The organism is Mahella australiensis 50-1 BON (genome assembly GCF_000213255.1).
Lineage (GTDB): Bacteria > Bacillota > Clostridia > Mahellales > Mahellaceae > Mahella > Mahella australiensis.
This window is the reverse complement of the sequence record NC_015520.1, coordinates 507,321-529,822: the sequence shown is the minus strand read 5'-3', so window position 1 is coordinate 529,822 and position 22,502 is coordinate 507,321. Positions and strand designations below refer to the sequence as shown.

Annotated in this window: 21 protein-coding genes; 2 read left to right on the top strand and 19 right to left on the bottom strand. The window is 41.1% G+C overall.

Annotated elements, in window-relative coordinates; translation table 11 throughout:
- Positions 1 to 34 precede the first annotated feature (34 nt).
- The 18 genes from MAHAU_RS02395 to MAHAU_RS02315 form a co-directional block, all read right to left on the bottom strand.
- A complete protein-coding gene (locus MAHAU_RS02395; RefSeq protein WP_013780124.1) occupies positions 35 to 1,375 on the bottom strand; it encodes a GntP family permease in 1,341 nt (446 codons plus the stop codon).
- Positions 1,376 to 1,515: 140 nt separating this feature from the next.
- On the bottom strand, positions 1,516 to 2,403 hold the full coding sequence (garR, locus tag MAHAU_RS02390) for a 2-hydroxy-3-oxopropionate reductase (protein ID WP_013780123.1): 888 nt from the start codon (positions 2,401 to 2,403) through the stop codon (positions 1,516 to 1,518).
- Between the two features lie 29 nt (positions 2,404 to 2,432).
- The gene (locus tag MAHAU_RS02385) at positions 2,433 to 3,359 is read right to left on the bottom strand and encodes a transketolase family protein (protein WP_013780122.1); all 927 of its coding nucleotides are present in this window, start codon (positions 3,357 to 3,359) and stop codon (positions 2,433 to 2,435) included.
- Positions 3,360 to 3,376: 17 nt separating this feature from the next.
- A complete protein-coding gene (locus MAHAU_RS02380; RefSeq protein WP_013780121.1) occupies positions 3,377 to 4,201 on the bottom strand; it encodes a transketolase in 825 nt (274 codons plus the stop codon).
- 24 nt (positions 4,202 to 4,225) lie between these two features.
- Positions 4,226 to 5,260 (bottom strand): zinc-dependent alcohol dehydrogenase, encoded by a 1,035-nt coding sequence (locus MAHAU_RS02375; protein WP_013780120.1) that lies wholly within the window; start codon positions 5,258 to 5,260, stop codon positions 4,226 to 4,228.
- Between the two features lie 104 nt (positions 5,261 to 5,364).
- Positions 5,365 to 6,063: a FadR/GntR family transcriptional regulator gene (locus MAHAU_RS02370; RefSeq protein WP_013780119.1), complete on the bottom strand. Its 699-nt coding sequence runs from the start codon at positions 6,061 to 6,063 to the stop codon at positions 5,365 to 5,367.
- 26 nt (positions 6,064 to 6,089) lie between these two features.
- A complete protein-coding gene (locus MAHAU_RS02365; protein ID WP_013780118.1) occupies positions 6,090 to 6,899 on the bottom strand; it encodes an SDR family NAD(P)-dependent oxidoreductase in 810 nt (269 codons plus the stop codon).
- 135 nt (positions 6,900 to 7,034) lie between these two features.
- On the bottom strand, positions 7,035 to 8,030 hold the full coding sequence (locus MAHAU_RS02360; protein ID WP_013780117.1) for a uroporphyrinogen decarboxylase family protein: 996 nt from the start codon (positions 8,028 to 8,030) through the stop codon (positions 7,035 to 7,037).
- Positions 8,031 to 8,120: 90 nt separating this feature from the next.
- On the bottom strand, positions 8,121 to 8,939 hold the full coding sequence (locus MAHAU_RS02355) for an AraC family transcriptional regulator (RefSeq protein ID WP_013780116.1): 819 nt from the start codon (positions 8,937 to 8,939) through the stop codon (positions 8,121 to 8,123).
- 93 nt (positions 8,940 to 9,032) lie between these two features.
- Positions 9,033 to 10,820, bottom strand: coding sequence for an ABC transporter ATP-binding protein (locus MAHAU_RS02350; protein ID WP_013780115.1), 1,788 nt, complete (start codon positions 10,818 to 10,820; stop codon positions 9,033 to 9,035).
- 168 nt (positions 10,821 to 10,988) lie between these two features.
- Positions 10,989 to 11,123 (bottom strand): hypothetical protein, encoded by a 135-nt coding sequence (locus MAHAU_RS16010; protein WP_281004390.1) that lies wholly within the window; start codon positions 11,121 to 11,123, stop codon positions 10,989 to 10,991.
- 31 nt (positions 11,124 to 11,154) lie between these two features.
- The gene (locus tag MAHAU_RS02345; RefSeq protein WP_013780114.1) at positions 11,155 to 12,297 is read right to left on the bottom strand and encodes an endo-1,4-beta-xylanase; all 1,143 of its coding nucleotides are present in this window, start codon (positions 12,295 to 12,297) and stop codon (positions 11,155 to 11,157) included.
- A gap of 9 nt (positions 12,298 to 12,306) precedes the next feature.
- Complete coding sequence (locus tag MAHAU_RS02340) at positions 12,307 to 12,540, bottom strand: glycoside hydrolase family 9 protein (RefSeq protein WP_041643785.1); 234 nt, start codon at positions 12,538 to 12,540, stop codon at positions 12,307 to 12,309.
- On the bottom strand, positions 12,540 to 13,541 hold the full coding sequence (locus MAHAU_RS02335; RefSeq protein WP_013780113.1) for a glycoside hydrolase family 5 protein: 1,002 nt from the start codon (positions 13,539 to 13,541) through the stop codon (positions 12,540 to 12,542). The genes MAHAU_RS02340 and MAHAU_RS02335 overlap by 1 nt, the downstream gene beginning before the upstream one ends.
- A gap of 61 nt (positions 13,542 to 13,602) precedes the next feature.
- Positions 13,603 to 15,042, bottom strand: coding sequence for an ABC transporter substrate-binding protein (locus MAHAU_RS02330; protein WP_013780112.1), 1,440 nt, complete (start codon positions 15,040 to 15,042; stop codon positions 13,603 to 13,605).
- A 110-nt stretch (positions 15,043 to 15,152) separates the two neighbouring features.
- Positions 15,153 to 16,157 (bottom strand): carbohydrate ABC transporter permease, encoded by a 1,005-nt coding sequence (locus tag MAHAU_RS02325; protein ID WP_013780111.1) that lies wholly within the window; start codon positions 16,155 to 16,157, stop codon positions 15,153 to 15,155.
- A gap of 17 nt (positions 16,158 to 16,174) precedes the next feature.
- The gene (locus MAHAU_RS02320; RefSeq protein ID WP_013780110.1) at positions 16,175 to 17,098 is read right to left on the bottom strand and encodes a carbohydrate ABC transporter permease; all 924 of its coding nucleotides are present in this window, start codon (positions 17,096 to 17,098) and stop codon (positions 16,175 to 16,177) included.
- Entirely contained in the window at positions 17,095 to 19,221 is a 2,127-nt protein-coding gene (locus tag MAHAU_RS02315; RefSeq protein ID WP_013780109.1) for a DUF5696 domain-containing protein, read from the bottom strand. The genes MAHAU_RS02320 and MAHAU_RS02315 overlap by 4 nt, the downstream gene beginning before the upstream one ends.
- A 152-nt stretch (positions 19,222 to 19,373) precedes the next feature.
- Here MAHAU_RS02315 and istA point away from each other — a divergent pair, with 152 nt between their 5' ends.
- On the top strand, positions 19,374 to 20,870 hold the full coding sequence (gene istA, locus MAHAU_RS02310) for an IS21 family transposase (protein ID WP_013780108.1): 1,497 nt from the start codon (positions 19,374 to 19,376) through the stop codon (positions 20,868 to 20,870).
- Complete coding sequence (istB, locus tag MAHAU_RS02305; protein WP_013780107.1) at positions 20,863 to 21,621, top strand: IS21-like element helper ATPase IstB; 759 nt, start codon at positions 20,863 to 20,865, stop codon at positions 21,619 to 21,621. The genes istA and istB overlap by 8 nt, the downstream gene beginning before the upstream one ends.
- A 418-nt stretch (positions 21,622 to 22,039) precedes the next feature.
- On the opposite strand, the gene MAHAU_RS02300 is transcribed toward istB, so the two are convergent.
- The gene (locus tag MAHAU_RS02300) at positions 22,040 to 22,492 is read right to left on the bottom strand and encodes a hypothetical protein (protein WP_013780106.1); all 453 of its coding nucleotides are present in this window, start codon (positions 22,490 to 22,492) and stop codon (positions 22,040 to 22,042) included.
- Between the last annotated feature and the right edge of the window lie 10 nt (positions 22,493 to 22,502).

The window sequence follows — 22,502 nt, the reverse complement described above, 5'->3', positions numbered from 1 at the left end:
TCACTTATATTTTATAAATATTATAGTAGTATATCTACACTATATTCCCAAATAAAGCATTCAATATCATAAGCATTATAAAGCCCGTAATCCAAGCGATCGGACTTTGCAGCGAGCAAGCAAGCACCTGTTCCTTTGTGTTTCTTAATTTCATCAGATTAGACTGTACCCAAAAACCGCTATCGTTAAAATATGATAGCGAAAGTGCGCCAACACAACAAGATATAGCCGCAAATGTCATGCTAACACCGGGTATATTTAGCAAAATAGGGGCGGAAATAGACGCAGCAGTAATGATAGATACAGTAATGCTGCCTTGAATCACTCTAACAACGCTTGCAATTAGAAATGGAATTAAAAGTGGCGGGATACTTGTATTCGCTATAGTTTGAGCCAAATAATCTCCAGCCCCGCTTTCTTTCAATATGTATCCCAAAGCGCCGCCTCCACCGGTTACAAGTAAAATAATACCTGCATTTTTGATTCCGTTATCCATTCGTGAAAGCACTTCTTTTCTGCTCATACCTTTAGTAAGCAAGAAGAGAGAAACCAGCAACGAAATAGAAAGCGCTATAACAGGCGTACCGATAAATTTTAATATCTCCACGACAGAATTTTCTATTCCCGTAGCGGTAAGTACGGTATTCATTACGATTAAAAGAATCGGTAATAAAATCGGCGTAAAAGAAGCTATAGTAGAAGGAAGTTCTTTTTCGTCTTTTATAACATTTTCGCTCTCTTCTTCAGGCAAAATATATATTTTAGATCCCATATACCTATAGTAGAATATGATGGCTATCATAATAGGAATACTAACAATAACGCCCCAGAGTATCATATTCCCCAACGGCACTCCAAATTGCTCCGCTGCTGCTAACGGCCCCGGCGTGGGCGGCACTAAAGTATGAGTAATAACGGCCGAATACATTAGGCACATACCTAGCAAAACAATGGACTTTTTTGTTTTTCTAGAAAGCGCTTTTGCAATTGGAAATAAAATCAACATTGCCGTATCTGAAAATACAGGAATGGAAATTATAAATCCCGTAATAGCAAGCGCCCATTCTTCTCTTCCTTCGCCGAATATCTTTATAAAGGTATTTGCCATTTTTTCGCCCGCACCTGACATTTCAAATACCTCTCCAATTAAAATACCCAAGCCTACCACAATCCCTATACTTGCTAATGTGTTTCCAAAACCAGTGGTAACCATGCTTACTATCTTATCCATCGGGACCCCGCATAGCGCAGCTGTCACAACAGATGATATGATCAAGGCAAAAAATGTGTGAATTCTCGTTTTTACAATCATAAGGATTAATAATGTAATGCCTATGGCAAGACCTATAATTAACTGATACCCACTAACTCCCATACTCAATTTCCCCGTTATATTTAATATGAAAATTTACAAATTTACTAAATGTTAGAACTTACATGGTAATATACGCTCAAGTATTAGCTAATATTTAGCCAATACTTGAGCGTTGCGTCGAGATTCAAGAGCAGTAGAAACTATCTTTTCCTAATCTCCGTATTAGCCAGCTTTTCATAATATTTTGCCAAAGCGCTGTGATCCTTTTGCCCATAACCGTCGGCGTGAAGTGTCTGCATCATTTCCATCACTGCAGCGGTCAACGGAAGCGGAGAGCCCACGCTATGCCCTGTTTCTAAGACATTATTTAAGTCTTTGATATGAAGATCAATCTTAAAACCGGGTTCAAAGTTACCTTCCATAATCATTGGTGCTTTTGCATTCATAACGGTAGAACCAGCCAACCCGCCTTTTATAGCATCAAACACCAACTGCGGATCTACTCCGGCCTTTGTCGCCAACATGAAGGCTTCAGAAACAGCCGCAATATTCAAAGCCACAATGACTTGATTTGCCAACTTTGTAGTATTGCCTGCCCCTATGTCGCCACAGTGTACAGCGCTGCTGCCCATTACCATAAGTATGTCATATACCTGCTCAAATACCGCTTTATCTCCCCCTACCATGATGGAAAGCGTGCCATCGATAGCTTTGGGTTCTCCTCCGCTAACCGGTGCATCTATCATTTTGACACCCTTGGCCTCGCACGCCTTACATATCTCCTGGGAAGCCAACGGCGCTATAGAACTCATGTCTATTAATATAGTCCCTGGCTTAGCCCCTTCCAATATACCGTTTTCCCCCATGACTACCTCTTTTACATGAGGTGAATTAGGAAGCATGGTAATAATAATCGAGCACTGCTCGGCCACTTCTTTAGCAGATGAAGCAGGCTTTGCACCTGCAGCTACCACATTATCTACGTTCTCCTTAACTATATCGTAGCCAACCACCTCATGCCCTGCTTTCAAGAGGTTTTTTGCCATAGGTTTGCCCATAATACCTAGTCCTATAAACCCTATTTTCATAAATACCACATCTCCTTTTATCATACTTTTTATTTGTTTAATCTTTGTGCTGCTTGAATAATAGCCTCTGATGTGAGACCGAAATAATCTAGTAATTCGTCGTAGCCCCGCGCACTGCAACCAAAAGTATCGTTTATACCAATAAATTCTATGGGTTTACATTCTTTAGAAAGGGCCTGCACTATAGCACTGCCCAGCCCGCCTATGATACTGTGTTCTTCAGCTGTAATAACGGCTTTGCAATTTTTTGCCATATCAATGATCACCTGTGTATTTAACGGCTTAATGGTGCTGACATTGATGACCTTGAGAGAAATTTTGCCCTCTAATGCTTTTGCCGCTTCCAACGCTTTAATCGCCATTATGCCTATTGTAAAAACTGCTATGTCGCTGCCATCTTTTAATACAGTAGGCATACCAACCTGAAATGGCGTATCTTCTGATATAACATTTTCATAATCATTGCGGTTTATTCGGATATAACACGGCCCGTCAATTTCCGCCATAGCCCTTACCACTTTACCCGTTTCATTGGCATCAACCGGGCAAAATACGGTCATATTAGGTATAGCTCTCATAATCGCTATATCTTCCACCGACTGATGGGTCGAACCATCGCCAAAATCCGACAAACCGGCGGAAGAACCGCAAATGTTGACGTTTAGCCTACCTATGGATATCGTTTGGCGTATTTGGTCAAACGCCCTGCCCGTTGAAAATACTGCGAATGAGTGTATAAATGGTATTTTGCCAGTTAAGGATAGACCTGCTGCAGTAGATGCCATATTCTGCTCTGCAATACCCATCTCAAAATATCTGTCGGGAAACTCCTGCTGAAACATATTGGACATAGTTGATTTTCCAAGATCCGCTTCCAACGCCACTATATTTTTATTCTCCCTGCCTAATTGAACAAGTGCGTTGCCATAAGCTATCCTTTGATTCGTATAACTCATATCAAATCATCCTTTCCTTAACATGATAATTCCGTTAATGCTTTCTCGTACGCTTCCTGCGTTAAGGCACCATTATGGTATTCTACCGCATTTTCAGCAAAGCTGATGCCCTTGCCTTTTATAGTATGAGCAACGATAATAGTAGGTTTGCCTTTCACATTATCAGCCTCATCCAGTGCATCGATTATCTGACCCATATCATGGCCATTTATCTCAATCACATTCCATCCAAAACTTTCCCATTTGGGAATTAATGGATTAGTATTGAACCTTTCGGCTATAGGGCCGGTGGCCTGAAGCTCATTATTATCCAATATAGCTATGAGGTTATCCGCCTTAAAGTTAGAGGCCGCCATAGCGGCTTCCCAAATCTGACCTTCTGCAATTTCGCCATCGCCTACAATTACATAAACCTTCCTATCGATATTGTCCAGCTTGAGACCTAATGCCATACCGAGGCCAATGGATAGGCCCTGTCCAAGTGAACCGGTATTAGCTTCAACGCCAGGAGTCTTCCTATAATCGGGATGCCCTTGCAACATAGAACCCAATGATTTACATTTTTTTAATTCGCTTTTATCAAAATAGCCGAGTTCCGCCAATGCCGCATATTGCACTATAGCTGCGTGACCTTTGCTAAATAAAAATCTGTCACGGTCTACCTTCTTCGGGTTTTTAGGATCTAGGTGCATTTTATAGAAGTATAAAGCTGTCACAATATCTGCAGAAGAACATGAGCCACCTATATGGCCTGGCAAGCCTACACCAACAATCTCAACGATATCTCTTCTTAAAACCTTGGCCTGCTCCTCTAATTTTTTTATCAATTCTTGTTTATCCATAAGAATATCCTCCATTCATTTTTATTAAAACTTCACGACTACCTTCAGATACTTATCCGTTGTCTTAGCTAATTCTGCAAACATTGCCGGCGCCTGTTCTAAATCAATTTCTTTTGAGATAAGGGTATTCAAATTTAAGTTTGTTTCGGAAAGGAAATCAATAGTTTCGCCGAATTCCTCATGGGTATAAATGTAAGTACCAAATATTTTAAGCTCTTTCGTCACTACATCCTGCATATTAAGTTCTATCATCTTTGCGCTATTGCCTACCCATATGCACGTTCCTTGCGTTTTAAGGCTGCTCAGAGCCTGTGTAACAGTGGGAGCTATTCCAACCGCTTCAAAGGCCACATCCACAAGTCTACCATCCAGAATATTTTGAATGTCTCTTTGGAACTCATCTGTATTTTTATCTTTAGGATTGATTACATGCGTGGCGCCGAGCTTTTTTGCCATATCTAACCTAAACTCGCTTAGATCAGAAACGATGATGTTCTTCGCATTCTTTGCTTTAACAACGCTCAATATCATTTGTCCGATAGTTCCGCCGCCTGCGATCAGCACATTTTTGCCAGTAATGTCACCTGCTTTCTTTACGCCACAGTATGCAACAGCCAATGGCTCTATTAATGCTCCTTCATCAAAGCTGATATTATCCGGTAGCTTATATAGAAGCTTCACTGGTACAGCTAGGTACTCTTCAAAAGCACCGTTGACATCCATAACGCCAAAAAACCTTTTATTCAAGCATACATTTGTATAGCCGTTTTTACAATTCTCGCATTCACCGCAAAAGTCGACCGGCTGCACCGTTACCCTATCGCCAATCTTGTAATCGCACACAGTACCTTCTCCAAAACGCACGATTTCGCCTGAAAATTCATGCCCCATCACCATCGGCGCTATCCTTCTGCCCGTTATTCCTAAATATCCATGCACGTCACTGCCACAAATACCACAAGTTTTTATCTTTATCAAAGCCTCATTTTTTAAGGGTACAGGTTCTGGTACCTCTGTCACTCGCAAGTCCTCAGGTCCATAATACATCAATGCCTTCATCTTCCAACTCCTCTCTAACCTACCTGTTTCAATAGATATACAAATATTAAGCGGTCAACTGTTGATAGTTGTCATACAAGTCCTATTATAATAAACCCTCCTTTTCATTCAACAAGTCTCTCTTTCCTATAATTCTCAATAGTCTTATTAACATGCTCTTTCATAATCTTCTTGGCGTGCTCGCTATCATGGTGCTCTATAGCTTCAAGCAGCTTTGTATGATAATAAATGCCTATCTCAAAGCCTAATCTTTTTACAATATCATTCATAGCTGTTTCTAAAATATCGTTTAAAATATTATATGTTTCAATTATTAGGGAATTCCTTGTAATTTGAGCTATTTTAAAATGAAAGCGCAGGTCGGCTTCTGCGAAGAGTTGGGCATCCTCTTTAACATCTTCCATATTCTTTAATATTTCCTTTAATTCTGCAATATCCTCTTGCGTCGCTCGCTCAGCCGCAAGTCCTACAGATTCGGATTCAACCACGTATCTGAATTCCAGTACTTCCAGCGTTGAATTTTCGCCAAGATAAGCCAATGGGATTATAGCGTTCATATACACGCCGGGCTTCACTTCTCTTACAAAAGAACCTTCTCCAACCCTCGTTTCTATTAATCCCAAGGCTGTTAACTTTTGTATGGCATGACGTACCGTTATACGGCTGACGTTAAAAGCCTCTGCCAATTCATTTTCCGAAGGAATTTTATCCCCTTGCTTCCATTCGCCGTTCAGCAATTGCTTCTTTAATTGTTCATAAACCTGCTCGCTCACATTTGCCTTTTTTATCGGCTGAATTCCCATATAAAAACCTCTGTTTCATCCTTATATCAATATTTTGTATTGTATGGCCATGGCGACCCGCCTGCCAAGCATCCGCCATCCACATGCACCATCGTACCGGTCATATAGCTGGATGCATCGGAAGCCAGCATTACGGCTATGCCAACAAGTTCCTCGGGATTGCCTGGTCTTTCCATGGCAATCCGTTCTTTTAAGTACCTGCTACGCTCGGGATGCTCCCATGTTTCGGTGGTAAGAGGAGTCAGGATATGGCCCGGCGCAATTGCATTAGCCCTAATACCATGCTTTGCCCACTCAATGGCCATAGAGCGTGTCAAAGCGGCCACTCCGCTTTTACTGGCACCGTATACGCTGCATCCTCCCAGCATACCTACAGCATTATGCGAAGATATGTTTATTATGTTTCCGCTGTGTTCTTTTATCATATGTTTTACAACTTCTTGTGTAAGGAAGAAAAGCCCTTTTAGATTAATATTCATAATTCTGTCATATGTAGCTTCATCCACATCCAAAAAACCTTCTCTTTTGTTTATGCCTGCACAATTGATCAGCACATCGACCTTGCCATAATCTTTTATAACAGCTCTCACGCAATCTTTAATAGAATCCATGCTTAATAAGTCCAGTTTATAGCTTTTAGCCTTATTGCCCTTCGATTTTATATCATTTTCTACCTCGGATAACCTTTCCTCGGCGATATCGCACAACACCATATCGCCACCGGCATCAGCTAATCCTTTAGCCAATGCACTGCCAATTCCTCCGGCAGCTCCTGTTAAAAGAATTATCTTGCCCTCAAGTGAAAATAATTTCTCCAAGTTTTCCCCTATTGACATATTTCCAACCACCTCTTTACTTAATATTTTATATGCTGTATGCTGTCTACTTGTATTACAACCACTTATATGATTATTATAAACCTTCGGCAAGTAAAGTCAAGTATTAGCGAAAAATTTTTTCTTTAGCTTAAGTCAACCGTTCATAAAGGCGTCCCTGGCCCATTGCGCCCATTCTTCTTTGACACCTATAGCATCCCATTGTGGATAATCTTTAGCTATAAAGCCCCCACCATATCGGCCGAAGTAATATATCATTTTCTTAGCCTCTTCTTTAATCAGTTGTTCATTACCGGTCTGCATGATTTTTTGTATGTCCACAGGTGACCAAAATGTAACCTTGCCGCCGAAATTCTCTCCTAAGCGCTCAACACCCATTAACTCAGGTTGGTCGAGCTGAAGCGCATCGATGCCGACTTCTATGAGATCAGGTATGATGTCGTATATATAACCGCATGAATGCATCAAAACGTGCATACCATGCGTATGCGCCCTGCCCACAAGAACTTTAAAAGATGGCTTAAATAATTCGCGCCATGTCTTAGGGCTTATAAGAAGTCGATCCTGCGTACCCCAATCTTCTGCAAATGTCACTCCGTCGGCTCCTATAGCAGCATAGTTGTCTATGACTTTTAGCAGCATATTCACCACCATATCATTCAAACGCAGTACTTCTTCTTTATATAATAATACATCCATCAAGAAGTTCTCCATGCGCCTTATGTATCGCATTATAGCGAATGGAAAACCAGGCAATCCTCCTAATCGGTATTTATCCGGCTGCTCTTCAAAACGTTTTTTAGCGGGCTGATAGAGTTCCAACGGCGAATAATCGGGCAGTTGATAATTATCTAAGCCTTCCCATCCATCCTCTAAAGCACCGCGTATAACCTCTCCTTTGGTAATACTCTCCAGACGTCCCCATATATTGCCGTACTCATCCATGTATACCTCGCCCTCAAAACCAGGCACAAGCTTCAATATTTCAGGATCTTTGCCCCATTTAGTGGCCTTTCCCGTACTTACTCCTCCCCAAACTATATCGCTGGGATGAGGCGATAAAAAATCATATCCTATCCTTTCAGGATTTTTAAATTCAAGCACGCGTTTTATTATTTCCCTGCTGGTCATTATACCAACCTCCAATAATCAATTATAGCTCCATAATACAACATTTTATAACATGTTTCTATAGACAAAACCACTTCTTTTTGTATTATATTATGATGACTTTATATAATTAGTCGGGCTCACACCTTTTTTATTTTTAAATACGCGGCTGAAATAAAATATATCGCTAAAGCCCACTTTTTCAGCTATTTCACCAATGGTATAGTTCCCAGCCAAAAGTAATTCTATAGAACGATCTATTCTCAAATTATTTATGTACTCTATCGGCGTACAGCCCATAATACGCTTAAATTCAGCTTCAAAGTACGTGGGACTCAGACCTGCGCATTCCGCTAAATCAGCTATTGTTATAGGCGTATCATAATGCTCATTTATATAATCCACAGCATTCTCTATACGCTTTATGTGGGCCGGAGCTATGCCTTTAAGTCTATGCTGCCCCATAAGTTCACCAATTACCACATTGAACAAGCCATTCGCCTTGATCTTATAGCCCTGCCTCTGATGAACCCACATGTCATTCAGTTCACGTAATATATTCACAATTCTATCAAGGTTGGTTACTTTAAAAACCATGTCTAAAGGAAGCGGTACATCTTTATAATCATATATGGTAACCTCATCGTTTTCTATACAAGCACAGTGATAACGGAAGTTAAATGCATAACAGTGCATAAGGTCATCTGGATCCGTAACAGCGGAATGCATAGTACCGGGTGGTATAAGCACACCATACCCCTTTGTCAGCTTAGCAAAGCCATCTTTCCACGCAAACACGCACTGGCCTTCAGTAAGTATCATTAGATTATAAAAATCCAGGCTCCGCGTGGCCAGATGCCATTCAGGTGTACACTTTCTGTACACCATATATGATATGTTCGGTATTATATAATCGATATCAGCCTTCACGTTATGCACTCCTAACAACTCGGAATTATTTTGATTATATTATTTTATCATAAAAAATCATATTTCATCTAATATAACTAAATATTTACATAATCATATATAATATTGGGCCTGCGCTTCAAACATTGTAGTATAATCGCCATTTCTGCGCATCAGTTCTTCATGTGTTCCATATTCCACCATTGTGCCATTCTTTATAACTGCCACTGCATCAGAGAACTTGGAGCTTGACATCCTATGCGAGATGTAGAGTGTGGTTCGCCCTTCTGTCAAATCAGCAAAGCGCTTATATAAATCATACTCTGCCAACGGGTCCAAGGCACTAGTTGGTTCATCCAATACCACAATAGAAGATTTCCTATATAGTGCTCGTGCCAATGCAAGCTTTTGCTTTTCTCCACCCGATAGCTCTATCCCATGTTCATCGAATATTTTATATATTTGCGAGTCCATCCCTTTTTCAAGGCTTCTGACCTTTTCGTCAAGACCGCTTTTTTCTATAGCGCTTATCAAGCGTTCATCATCACATTTTTCGCTTTCTGTAAGTGCTATGTTCTCTTTTAAGCTGAAAGCAAATATATTAAAATCTTGAAACACCACAGTAAATTGTGAAAGATAATCGTTATAGTTGAACTTCCTTATATCTGTGCCATTTAATAAAACTACGCCTTCGCATTGATCATACAAGCGTATTAACAGTTTAACGAGCGTAGTCTTACCTGCACCATTCAGCCCAACTATCGATAATTTTTGCCCGCTTTTTATCGTCAGAGACAGGTTCTTGAGAGCATATGAATTTTGACCAGGATACTTAAAAGATACGTCCTTAAATTCTATTTCATAAGGTTTGCTTAAATCAGGTAACGGCACAGTATCATCTCTATCGACATTGATCCTATTTTCCAATGCCATAAAATTCCTGTAATCCCTTACGTACATATTATTCTGGTATATGGCCACAAATGCCGATGCTATCGCACTCAATGAATCAGTAAAACTCCTGACGGCATTCTGGTACATAACGAAGTCGCCCAGTGTCATATTTGCCCATATTACTCTGAGTCCAAGGTATATGTATACGATACCTTCCTGTATAAATCTCACTATTATTGCTATAGAGTTCGTATGAGCAACCTTGACCATCCTCGGCTTCATTTCTAATACTGTCTTATGCCAATAGTATTCACATTTTTTCGTTAACCATCCTGCCAAGTTAAACAGCCTTATGTCTTTCCCATAAGTGAAATCATTTATCATACGGAATAGGTAACTAAGCCTCCTATTGATGGGAATTAAAAGATTCTGTATCGTATAAAAAAGTTTTTGGGTTTTCATATTCGACCTGGCCGAAATAGTCACAGTACCTAGTATAAGGAGCATAATAAGAGGATTTAATTTAGCCATTATATATATTATGCCGACTAAAGTGATCACGTTGGAAAGTATAGATGAAGCTGCTGCAACAATGTCCTTTATAACACCGTTATTTATGCGGTTAGCCTTTTCTTTCATATCATAAATTTCGGGATTTTCCAGATAATTGTAATCTATGTCCATGATTTTATATCCCATAAGCATACCTACCCTGTTCTGCAAGTGATCGTCGGCAACTTGTATATATATTGTGGATATATATTCGTTTGTTATCCTTAATATAAGATTTATGCCCACCAATATAAGCACAAGAAGCAGCAAGTGATCTACTCTTTTTGAGCCAGTCAGTTCATTTATGATATATTTGGGTATTATAATATTTGCAAAAGGCAGTGTTCCTTGAATCAAACTCACGGCAATTAGCAAAGGCAAATATAGTCTTTCATATTTGCTTGCTATTAAGGCAATATATTTTATATTAGAAAATATCTCTTTTAGTTGCCTCACTATATTACACCCCAAATCTGAATATTGTTATCATGTCTCCTAAGATCTTATTCTCACATTCCTTTGTTCTACGCAGGGAGACCGGAGGAGGCTCCCACTCCGGTTTCTCCCCTTTTATGCAACTTCTTTTATTTCTGCTCCTCTATATTGCCTAACGCTTTTGCAGTATCATATCTTTTCTTCATGGCCCACGCCTGACGAATAAACATGGATTCCTTTGAACCCCATAAATAGCTGACACTCTGATGCCTTTACATTATCAGCAATTTCTCGAAGTTTCGGTCCTTGCGTTAGTTCTTTCATATATCTGTTTCTTCTTTGAAAATACAGAACCCTATTGCGCGAATTTCGCCACATTCCAAAAAGCCGGCTTGGGCTTAAATTCTCTATCGAAAAGTAACGGATAATTGGTCCTGCCTTTTATCGGGAAATCGTTCAGCCATGAACCACCATCATAGTAACCCCAGAATGTCACCCGTCCTATAACATCCTTATAGTTCCTATACAAAGCGAATATCTCTCCATATCTATCGGCCTGTAGTTTCAATATATCGTCAGGGACGCCGTCTTTATACCTGTCTTCTTTTTCATCCCATTTATATAGATCCATATCGAGTTCACTTATATTTACCTTTACGCCCAGCGAAGAGAATTTTTTTATGGATTCCTCTATTTCTTGCACAGAGGGATAATATATATTTATATGGGACTGCATACCGACGGCATCTATGCGGATACCTTTTCCTTTAAGACTTTTAACAAGATTATATATCGCCTCTCTTTTACCTGGCGTCTCGGTATTATAATCGTTATAGTACAGCTCGGCATCCGGATCAGCCTCATGAGCAAACTTGAAAGCCCATTCTATATAATCGTCGCCTATAATCTTTTTCCACATGCTATCTCTCAAACCATACGGGGCAGTATCTTCTATAGCTTCATTCACCACATCCCAGCCATATACTTTGCCTTTATAATGCCCCACTACTGCTTTTATATGTTCTTCCATTCTCTTTAAGAGCACATCGCGATCGACCTGGTTACCATCCGCATCTTTAAACACCCAGTCTGGCGTCTGATTATGCCATATGAGCGTATGGCCTATCACCTTCATGTCGTTCCGCTGGGCAAATTCAACGATTTTATCAGCCGGTTCAAAATTATATATGCCATCCTGAGGATGTATCGGTTCAAACTTCATAGCATTCTCTGGGGTAATTATATTGAACTGCTTGGCTATAAGCTCTTTATCAGGGCTTTTTGACACTGAATCAACGCTTATAGCGGCGCCTATATAAAAATAGTCTTTATAAACCTCTTTTAATGACGGTACTTCCTCTATCATATCTGTTTCCTCCTCATCCTTATTGGGTTTTGCTTGATCATTGCTTTTTACAGGTACACTGCCACATCCAGTAAACAAAAGCGTTAAAAACATGCAATATACTATAATAGTACCGTGAATTTTCTTACGCATACCATACACCTACTTATCAAAATATGCGGCTACCAGAACCGCAGGCAAATTCCAATATATAGCTATCTCATTCGTCGAATAGCCGCCTACGTCATCTATATAGCATTTCGCTGGAGGCATACCCGCAGGTGTTTTATTTTCCGCATCATGGTCCTGTCTTCCGCTGTTTGGTCCGCCAGTCAGCATTCCAGGTATTGGTTGTTCTATGCCGTCAGCCTCAGAAGGCCTGTGATGAGGATGCATTATTCAGACGGAACCAATGCTTGCAGCAGCGGTTCCCTCCACTGGTTAAGCACGGGGTCATATGCGCCAAAGCCCGAGCAGAACTCCCAATAGGCCCATGCTATGTCATATTTTTCTGCCGTGCGGGCTACGAACGACGTCCACTTTGCCCTCGATTCCATATCCGCTTTACTGTATGCTCCAAACTCGCCCATGAAAAGCTGCCTGTTATGCTCTTTTGCCCAGTCGACAGCCTTAAGTATCTCATCCTCTATAAATTGCTTTTGGTCATCGGTTCCTTCCCATTCTTTGCCGACAGGCGGGGATGGATTGACCCACTCTGCCCCCTGGTGTGTAAACCAAAATGGATTATAATAATGGAATGTAACTATAATATTTTTATCATCTTCTGGAATCTCGAAATTTTCCAACGCTGATATACCATTCCAATTCCCCGGCCCTGCTATCAGTATCCTGTCAGGGTTGCTCTTTCTTATCACCTCTACCGCTTCTGCAAGGTAATCGTTCCAGTATTGGTCCAATGCTCCGTTGGGCTCATTTAAAATTTCGAAATAAAGCTTATCCGGATAATTCTTATAATGCTCGGCTATCTGCTGCCAAATGCTTAAAAACCGCTCTTTCTGGGCTTCCGGATCCTTAACCAGCTCGTCGAAATGATGTATATTTATTATAGTACAGAGCTTTTGCTCAAGCGATTGATTTACTAGATGGTCTATCCTATCGAAGAAGGCCTTATCTATAGTATATGGTGGATCAGCCATAGCATGCGCTGACCATTTTATAGGTATTCTCACCGTATCAAATCCAGCGTCCTTTATTATTTTAAAATATTCATCCTTTACAGTGACACCCCATTCTCCTTCATTAGGGGCCTCAAGGGCATTTCCTATATTTATGCCTCTCCTCATGCCGAATACACTCCTTTCTGTATTACCATCGTTACAGGCCGTCATAAAAATAAGCGATAAAACGATTATATATAAGATTATACTCTTTTTCATATTTTACTTCTCCATATGGGACGAGATCTTACGCCGATATTAGCATAAGATCTCTACCGCCTCATTGTCCCGCTTCGTCAGTCTTGATAAGGTCCTCGGGCTTCTTTTTAAGCGCATTGTCCAGCAGCGTCTGCGCTTGCTGCGCCACCTCGCTTATAGCTACCTGAGGCGTTTTACTGCCGTTTTGTATCTCTGACATGAAAGTATAGGACATCTGCACAACGTCATCGAATGAGCCGAACCAATCGACCTTGCTTAATCCTTTATCCTGCAGCATTTCTATGACCTGTACAGATTGTTCGTCATAGACCCTTTCAGTGTAGTAATCTTTCCATTCTTCCGGATCTTCGTCGGGATAAGGCTCGGTCATTTCATTCTGGAATATGGCCACTTGATCGGCATTTTTCACCGTCGATGGTATGGTATCAATGGTAAAACCGGAATATTGGGATACGTATTCATCAGCTTTGGGGCCCATAGGGAACATGATTATGCCATATTGATCCTTCATATTCTTTTTTATATCATCCACCATCCACCATTGAGTATAAAGCATAGCTACATTGCCATTTGAAAAGCTCTGTCTAGGATAATCCCATGCCGCACCTTCAGGATTTAGCTCCACCACTTTATGCTTCTGAATGAAATCTTGCCATGCCTGCAGTCCTTCCAATGCATTGGGCGAATTAAGCACAAACTTCGGATGAATAGGGTCTGATACGTCCACGCTTTCAGCATTATTTGAGAACACGAAGCCAAACCCCAGATCTATACCGGATAGTCCCCATTGATCTATTTTACCGTCACCATCTTTATCTTTTGTGGCTTTTTTAGCAATCTCCAGCATCTTATCCCATGTCCATTGATGGTTGAAAAATAGATCATAGAGGTTAGGCAAACCTTCCCTTTCAAACAACGATTTATTCCAGAATAATACGCTTCGGGGGAACGTCCTACCTATAGCGTAACCATACAACTTACCATCAAAAGTACCCCATTTGAGAAAATCTTTATTCCATTTTTCTTCAGTAAAATCAAAGATGCCTTTATCCGCAAATTCATTGAGATCATAAAGGTAACCGTTAGCTACAGCAGTCGGGTAAAACCACCGGCTGTCCAGCGTAACCAGATCCCCTATAGAATCGCCCGCCATAGCCGCCGTTATAAACTTCTGCAGATACTGGTCCCACGGTATATTCACATACTCTACCTTACAATTGTATTTCTTCTCCAGCTCATTTCTGCGAGCTATCTGCCTGTCAGCACTTGCAGAAGAACCGGGCTGTGGTGTAAGATCCCACCAGGCAGTATAGCGTATGGTCCTACCGCCAAAATCCAACTGCGGAGGTTCTTCTTCGGACTGCTGCTCTTCGGCAGTTTGATCCGGTGTTTTCTGCCCATCGTTAGTAGCATCCGGTTGTTGCTCGTTTCCTCCGCAACCTGCCATTATAGCCGTCATCAACATAACAACTACTAATAACATCGCTATTTTCTTTGACATTTGCAATTCCTCCTCGTATAATAGTATTTTATCTTGGCATAAGCATTAAACTGGTATTTCATATAATGCAAGCAATACAACCACCCCCTTTCCTTTAAATTAACGATAAATCACATTCCTGTAAGCCCTGAACGTTCTATGCTCTCTACAAAGTAACGTTGAGCAAACAGATATATTATAATGAGCGGTATTATAACAAGTATGCTACCTGTATTGTTGAGCATAGACGAATAAGCCGGGCTTAAATACACCATCATACCCAGTTGTGCCGATGAGTAAGCTTGCGACACATTAGGTACCAGCGAACTCAGCGCAGTAGGTAATACCCATAGCCTCTGTAAAAACAAGGAGGAATAAAAAGTATCTGTCCATTGCCATACAAAAGAAAACAGAAATACCGTAACCATCATCGGTATGGCTCCTGGCAACATAACCCTATAAAACGTCTTAAAGGCGCCAGCCCCATCTATATATGCCGCTTCTTCGAGATCTTTAGGCGCTCCTCTAAAATGCTGACGCATTATATATATGTATAAGCCGTTTTTTAGGCCCATACCGGTAGCCGATAGCAAAACAAACGGCCAGTACGTATCCAAGAGGTTTAGAGTTTTGCCTGTCAAAGCAGATATAATACCGAATATGTCAAAAAATCTGAAATGTAGAAATAACGGTATCATTATAGTCTGTGGCGGTACCACCAGTATGACTATAACCAGACCAAAAAGTAAATTCTTTAATGGAAAATTAAATCTTGCAAAACCATAACCTATCAATGTACACGATATGAGCTGTACCAAGCTGGTCAACAGAGATAACTTTACCGAGTTCATAAATGCTTCAGGATATCTCATATACGTCCATGCAGTCTGATAGTTCTCGAATGTAAAATGTTTCGGTACATACCGTACTGTTATGTCATAAAGATCCTTTTCTTTCATTATTGATATAGAAAATTTTACTATAAGCGGATATAATATGACAAAGCATATCCCTATAACCAAAATCATCCTTACTATAGACCACATCAATTGACGCAATCTGTATACAGAAAAATAACTGTGCTTGGTCTTTCTTGCTATTGTCGCATCCCGCTGTTCCATCGCTATAGAACTCATACTTCAACCCCCTATCGTTATTCTTGATAGAATACCCATTTAGATATTATACCTACGGCTACACCTAAAATAAGCATTATAGCTATGAAGTATACCCATGCAATTGCCGAACTATAACCATATGACGATTGCTTAAAAGCTGCATCCATAATCATCTGCATCACTTGATTGGTAGGCCTTGTAAATGAGTCTATTATGGAATAAACCACATTGACCAATATAAGTGGACTTACCATCGGAAAGGTAATCTTCCAGAATTTTTCCCATCCTGTGGCCCCTTCTACTATAGCCGCTTCATAAAGCGACGGAGATATGGTTTGCAGTCCAGCCAAAAACACCAATATTTGAACGCCTGACGCCGTTACCACCTGGTATATATTATCTATAGCACCGGTTATATAACCTATAAATCGCGGGTCTAGTCGCGCTTGCATAAGCAGGCGCCTTAGTTCTAACGCCTGTACCACAGAAGCAGCCGCACCAGTGGTAGCTTCTTCTTCGAAACTGTTTCTCGCCATGCTCAGCAACATATCGCTGTTTTCAATCGCTACTATTACACCGGATGTCAATATGACAGGTAAAAAGAACACCGCTCTAGCAAAAGCTCTCCCTTTGAATTCTTGATTGAGTAAGGTAGCAGCAAAGAAACTAAATATAACTATGAGGGGCACATCGGTTATCATCTGAGTTATAGCTTCTACAAGTACCCTTCTGAAATCCGGATCTACGAAAAACGCCTTTCTAAAATTGTTCAGTCCCACATAGGTTAGTTTATAACCAGTTGCCGTTACCTCCAGATCATTAAAGCTGAATATTATCGATTGTACCAGCGGATAAAGGAAGAATACAAATAGTCCTAACAAAAATGGCGCTATAAACATATAACCCGTTATAGCTTTTTTGCCCTCTAATGTTACTCGATGTTTAGATTTAATATTCATCTGCTACTGCTCCCTTCAAACACCTTAAAATTATTAGCTTCTATAATAGTATCATTTATAGACACAGGAGCATCACTATAATTCACAATAATGCTCTTGCCGCCTTCAAATGTAACCTTATAAACATCCTGCCTTAGTTTTCGATGATCGACAATAGCCTTATCCTGTACGTCAGAAAGCACTGCATTCATACGATTATATAATTCCACTGCTCTGCCGAGCCATGCTTCATAATTGACCGAATATAAATAGTTATAATCCGAATCCTTCACCAATGAATTCTCGCCATATATCCAGGTAAAATATAACCCCGCTCCAGTTTCTGCGGCTTTCAAGACTGACCTAGTATAATCGCCCGCGAGGTTTATAGGTTCACCAGCATACGATATATACCCATGGAGTGCTATTTCGTAAAACGGTACGCTTTCATCCGTAATATTATAGCCGCTAGAATCCATAGGCATATTCAATATATGAGCAACGTAAGGCAAAGCATAATCGTTAACGCCGCTGGCCATAAGGCTTATACCTTTCTGTGTCAATTTCTCCATTTGTTCCACCATTAAAGCTTTAGCCTGCTCCCTATCAACCAATCCATTCTCGCGGAAGTTAGAGTTAAGATCACTGCCCATGGTAGCAAGCGATAAACCGTTTACATTTAGTCCTTTATAATCTTCTAAAAAAGATGATACTATGGGATTTATTCTAGTCGGGCTTATTATGTAATACGGTTCCTTTGTATTATCGTATCTATTGGTAGCCGGATCAAAGTCGTATACAAGCGCCACTTCTCTGTCTAGAAAACGCGCCGCATCAGAACGGGCGCTAAAACCATCGAACATCTTATCTTTATATGCATATTCAAAGCTTACGTTAGGATAAATCTCTACACCATTGTCGGCGGCAAAGCTTGTTAATTTATTAAAATCTTTCTTGCCACCTAGTTGGGATTGCAAATTTATATTATTGGACAAAGAATGCCTTATACCCCCATTAAACCATCCTGTATATTTCAACTTTATGTTGGATATACCGCTATTTATCATTTTGTCTATTATCTCTATAGCCTGGTCATAGGTTGTAAGCGGCTCAATACCTCTTACTGGCACGCCAGCTACTGGTTTTATCCTATCTATAGCTCCTATAAGTTCAATATAAAACGGCAACCCCGACCCATTTTTTGCTTTCTTGAGTTGTCCTTTGTTCAATAAATATTCCCTATAGCTTTTTGCCATACCAACGTAATCGGCATCTTGGCCAGATAAAAAACTGTATCTTATTTTAAAAGCCCCTTGATATATTCTGGGCTGATACGCCATTACGACATTATTACCTGCCATAGCGGTCAGATCTATAGTATCATTAGGCAATGTCATAAATTCAACACAAGCGATATTGTATGAATTTATTCTACCGCTCACATCGGCTACAATAGAGGCGAAGGCGCTTCCCTCCTCAACAATACCGAATAATGCGTTATCTCCCTGTTTAATGCCAAACAGTGGCAGATATGCCTGTTCACTCCTTTCAAATACTTCCTCCCGCCTTATAGCCCGATCGTTACCATACAGATACCCCATATATGGGCGGACATCATTCTTACCATTATTCATGTTTATGATCGCACCTGAACCGTCAGGCACCAGCATATACCCGCTCGTTTCGGCATTGCCTGCTCCAAAAAACTCGAGCACTCTTATTTGGGTCAATGGATACGATGTATCATATTTTATTTCTTTTGCATCTACAGATACAATAAGCCCTTCACCGTCCAGTTTGTATTCAAGCGGTATTGTAAATATATCTTTATTAGCTTCTCTAGGCGGCACATTATTCTCCGCATGATCTTTATTTAAGTCGTCTATTGTATAACCTGTCGACCTGAATATTTCGTCAAGCTGTTGCATCACAAGGTCGTTCAGGTTTGGCCTTAATTCATAAATATCGTGTTCTTCCAGCACAGGGTATTGGGATAAAGCATCCCGCCGCTCGCTTTCATCCTTCATACTTTTCAATGATATCAGCCTATATCTTCTTTTAAGCACACTTTTATCCGAAGCACTAGGTATTTTATCTAGTATCTGCTCAAACCTCTCAGCGCTTATAGCCTGAGGAACTATCAATACTTTCTGAACCCGTCCTATTGTATATATATAAACGCTATAATAAAAGTGAGCCAAAAACAGGTCAAACGCTAACGAATTTTTGATCCACTAAAGACTAGAAATCCTGTATTATAGACATGAAAAACTTATGATACAGGAGGCTAAGGAGTGTGACAATTGAAGTGGATCTATATCAAGAAATTCGTCAGCTTTATGCTGTAGAGCATTGCTCGCAAAGGGAGATTGCCAGGCGTTTGGGTATCTCACGCAATACTGTCAAAAAGTATTGCCAAGGTGCATGTATGCCAGGGCAACGCAAACCTTACCAAGGAAGGATTGCCCCGGTACTAACCACGGAAGTAATCGAGTTTATCCACTCCTGCTTGGAACAGGATAAACAAGAGAACGTCAAAAAGCAGCAGCATACGGCAAAAAGGATTTATGACCGTTTGGTAGAGGAAAAAGGGTTTATGGGCGGAGAGTCCACTGTAAGGCAGTACGTCCAGCAACTGCGGCAAAACGTCAATAACGCCTATATCCCTTTATCCTTTGAGCCCGGTGAAGCGGTCCAAGTGGATTGGGGAGCGGCTAAGGTATATATAAAAGGCGTAAAACAAACCGTACATTTGTTCTGTATGCGCTTGTGCTTTAGCTGCGATATCTTTGTCATGGCTTTTACCAGGGAAAATGAAGAATCTTTCCTGGAAGGCCATAGAGCCGGTTTTGAATACTTCGGCGGCGTAGCAAGAAAGGAGATATTCGACAATTCCCGGCTTGCTGTAAAAGAAGGCTGGGGTACCCATGTAGTTAAAGAACAGCAGCGCTTTATGGCATTGAAGGCCCATTATGCCTTTGCAACTGAGTACTGCAACCTGGCAGAGGGGCATGAAAAAGGACTGGTAGAAGGCCTGGTAGGATATATACGTCGCAATGTACTGGTACCTCTTGTGCACGTCGATAGCATAGAAGAGCTAAATCAGATAATACTGGATAGATGCATAAAGTACCGCTCGCATACCATAAGGGGCCGTTCCCAAACAGTGGGTAAAGGCTATGAGACCGAACGAGCCAGCTTGATACCGTTGCCCTTATATCCCTTTGATACTGCCATTCAGGTTACTGCCGGTGTAAATGAATTTGGCATAGTGCGTTTTGACGGCAGCCAGTATTCGGTCCCTCTTCATTTGGTGGGCAAGAATGTTACCGTCAAAGGATACGGCACAACGGTCAGGATATATTATCATAATGAGGATGTGGCTGCCTATCCTAGGAGCTATACGGCAAATACTGTTCAGTATCAGTTGAGCCATTACATTGACCTTTTGGAGAAGCGTCCCAGAGCGGTGTTGAATGCTAAACCAGTTAAGCAAGCCAATATACCTCAGGAAATACTGCGATGGGGACAAAGATTGCCGGCAGGTAACCGCGATATGGTGAAACTGCTCAGGCTGGTGGTAGACTATGGCACAGAACGCATACTAAAAGAGATCAAAGCATTGGATATATCATCGCCTACCATTGAGCTTTTAAGGAGCAGATTAACCGATAGCGACGATAATGGTGCCGTGGATAATGTTATACCCTTTCCGAATGATGTATCGGTTAAAGAGGTATCGTTAAACGCTTATGACGTGCTCTTGGCAGGAGGTGATAAGAACCATGAGTGAGATAAATCCCAAAAAGGAACTTATACGCCTATATGCCAAGCAGCTTCGCCTGCCTACCATAGCCAAATACGAACCGATTATGCGTCACGCCACAGAGGACGGCATGGGCTATGAGGATTTCTTATGCGAGTTATTGGCCAACGAGGTGGCTACACGACAGGAAAATCAGCTAAAGCGCAGGATTAAAGCAGCAGGCTTTCCACTCGCTAAATCGCTGGATGAGTTTGATTTCAAAGCGTTGGAGCATGTCGAAGAAGCACTGGTCTGGCAGCTGGCTACAGGTGATTTTGTAGCAAATCGGGAGAATGTCATCATGATAGGCAACCCGGGTACCGGCAAAACCCACTTGGCCATCGGCTTAGGCATGAGAATATGCAAAGCCGGATACAAGGTGAGATTTTACACAGCGGCCCAGTTGGCTAACGAGCTGGCCGAAGCTCAGGAGTACCATCGCTTGAGCAAGATAGAGAAGCAACTGTCTAAAATTGATCTTCTCATACTTGACGAGCTTTCCTACCTGAGCTTCAATAAGCACCATTCGGAGCTTTTGTTTCAGGTTTTATCCGAACGCTCAGAGAGAGCCAGCGTAATGATAACCACTAACTTAGAGTTCTCCCGTTGGGTAGAATTTTTTCAAGATACCGTACTGACAGCAGCGCTGGTAGACCGCTTAACCTTTAGGGCTCACATACTCAATATGAACGGTACATCATACCGGTTCAAGCAGCAAGCAGCAGCCCAGCGAGGATAGAGTCAGAGTCTAGCACTCGGGAGTCGCCGGTCTCTCTTGACAAGACCACCCAAATGGATAGGCAAAAAATACCGAGGGCAACGGAAGGGAAGCAAAAATCCAAACAGCCCAACCCTCGCCTAAAATATTATATCCCTTTGGGACCCGGTCTTGTCAAGCGCCGGTAAAAAGCGTGAGCATAAAGACTTGGCGGGTTAGGCCTTGGGGAATTTATCCCTCCCGCTTTTTACCTGACCGGCTCCCCCGATGAAATCGTAGAACTCGATTGGTTAGCCTGCCTCGGGCTGAAAAAGAGAAGCAAAATGAGCTATTTTGCAAGATTTGCTTTTAAATCCTGCAAAGGTGGCTCAAAATTTCGCTAGCGCGTGGCTCACGAATTCGTTAGCGAAGGTGGCTCAAAATTTCATTAGCGAGTGGCTCAAAATTTCGTTGACGATCGCATATATACTATCTTTATACCATCATCTATTTTTGACACCTTAAATTGATTATGCGCTATGCTGTCGTTGTAATTATCCATCTGCTGTTGCTGGGCGGTAGGGGTATAATATGTTATGCTTAACTGAGAGCCAAGCTTTCCTTTATTAGCACCCGTAGCTATAGCATCCTGTTCCCTATCAGGCGGATTGGTATACCATATATGTCCAGATTTTTTATCTTTTATAGCAACTTCGGTAGTAACTGGATTAAAATACATAGCCAAAAATTCATTTTCTGCTACAAGTTCCATTCCAGATGGCACCGGATTTTGCATGGCCGACGCATCGCCTGTCTGCTGTTGCATAGATGAATCAGGAGCCATAAGAGCTGTATTTGTAGATAATGTGATAAATGCTATAGCGATGATTATTGCTACTAAACTTTTTCTCATATATAGTCCA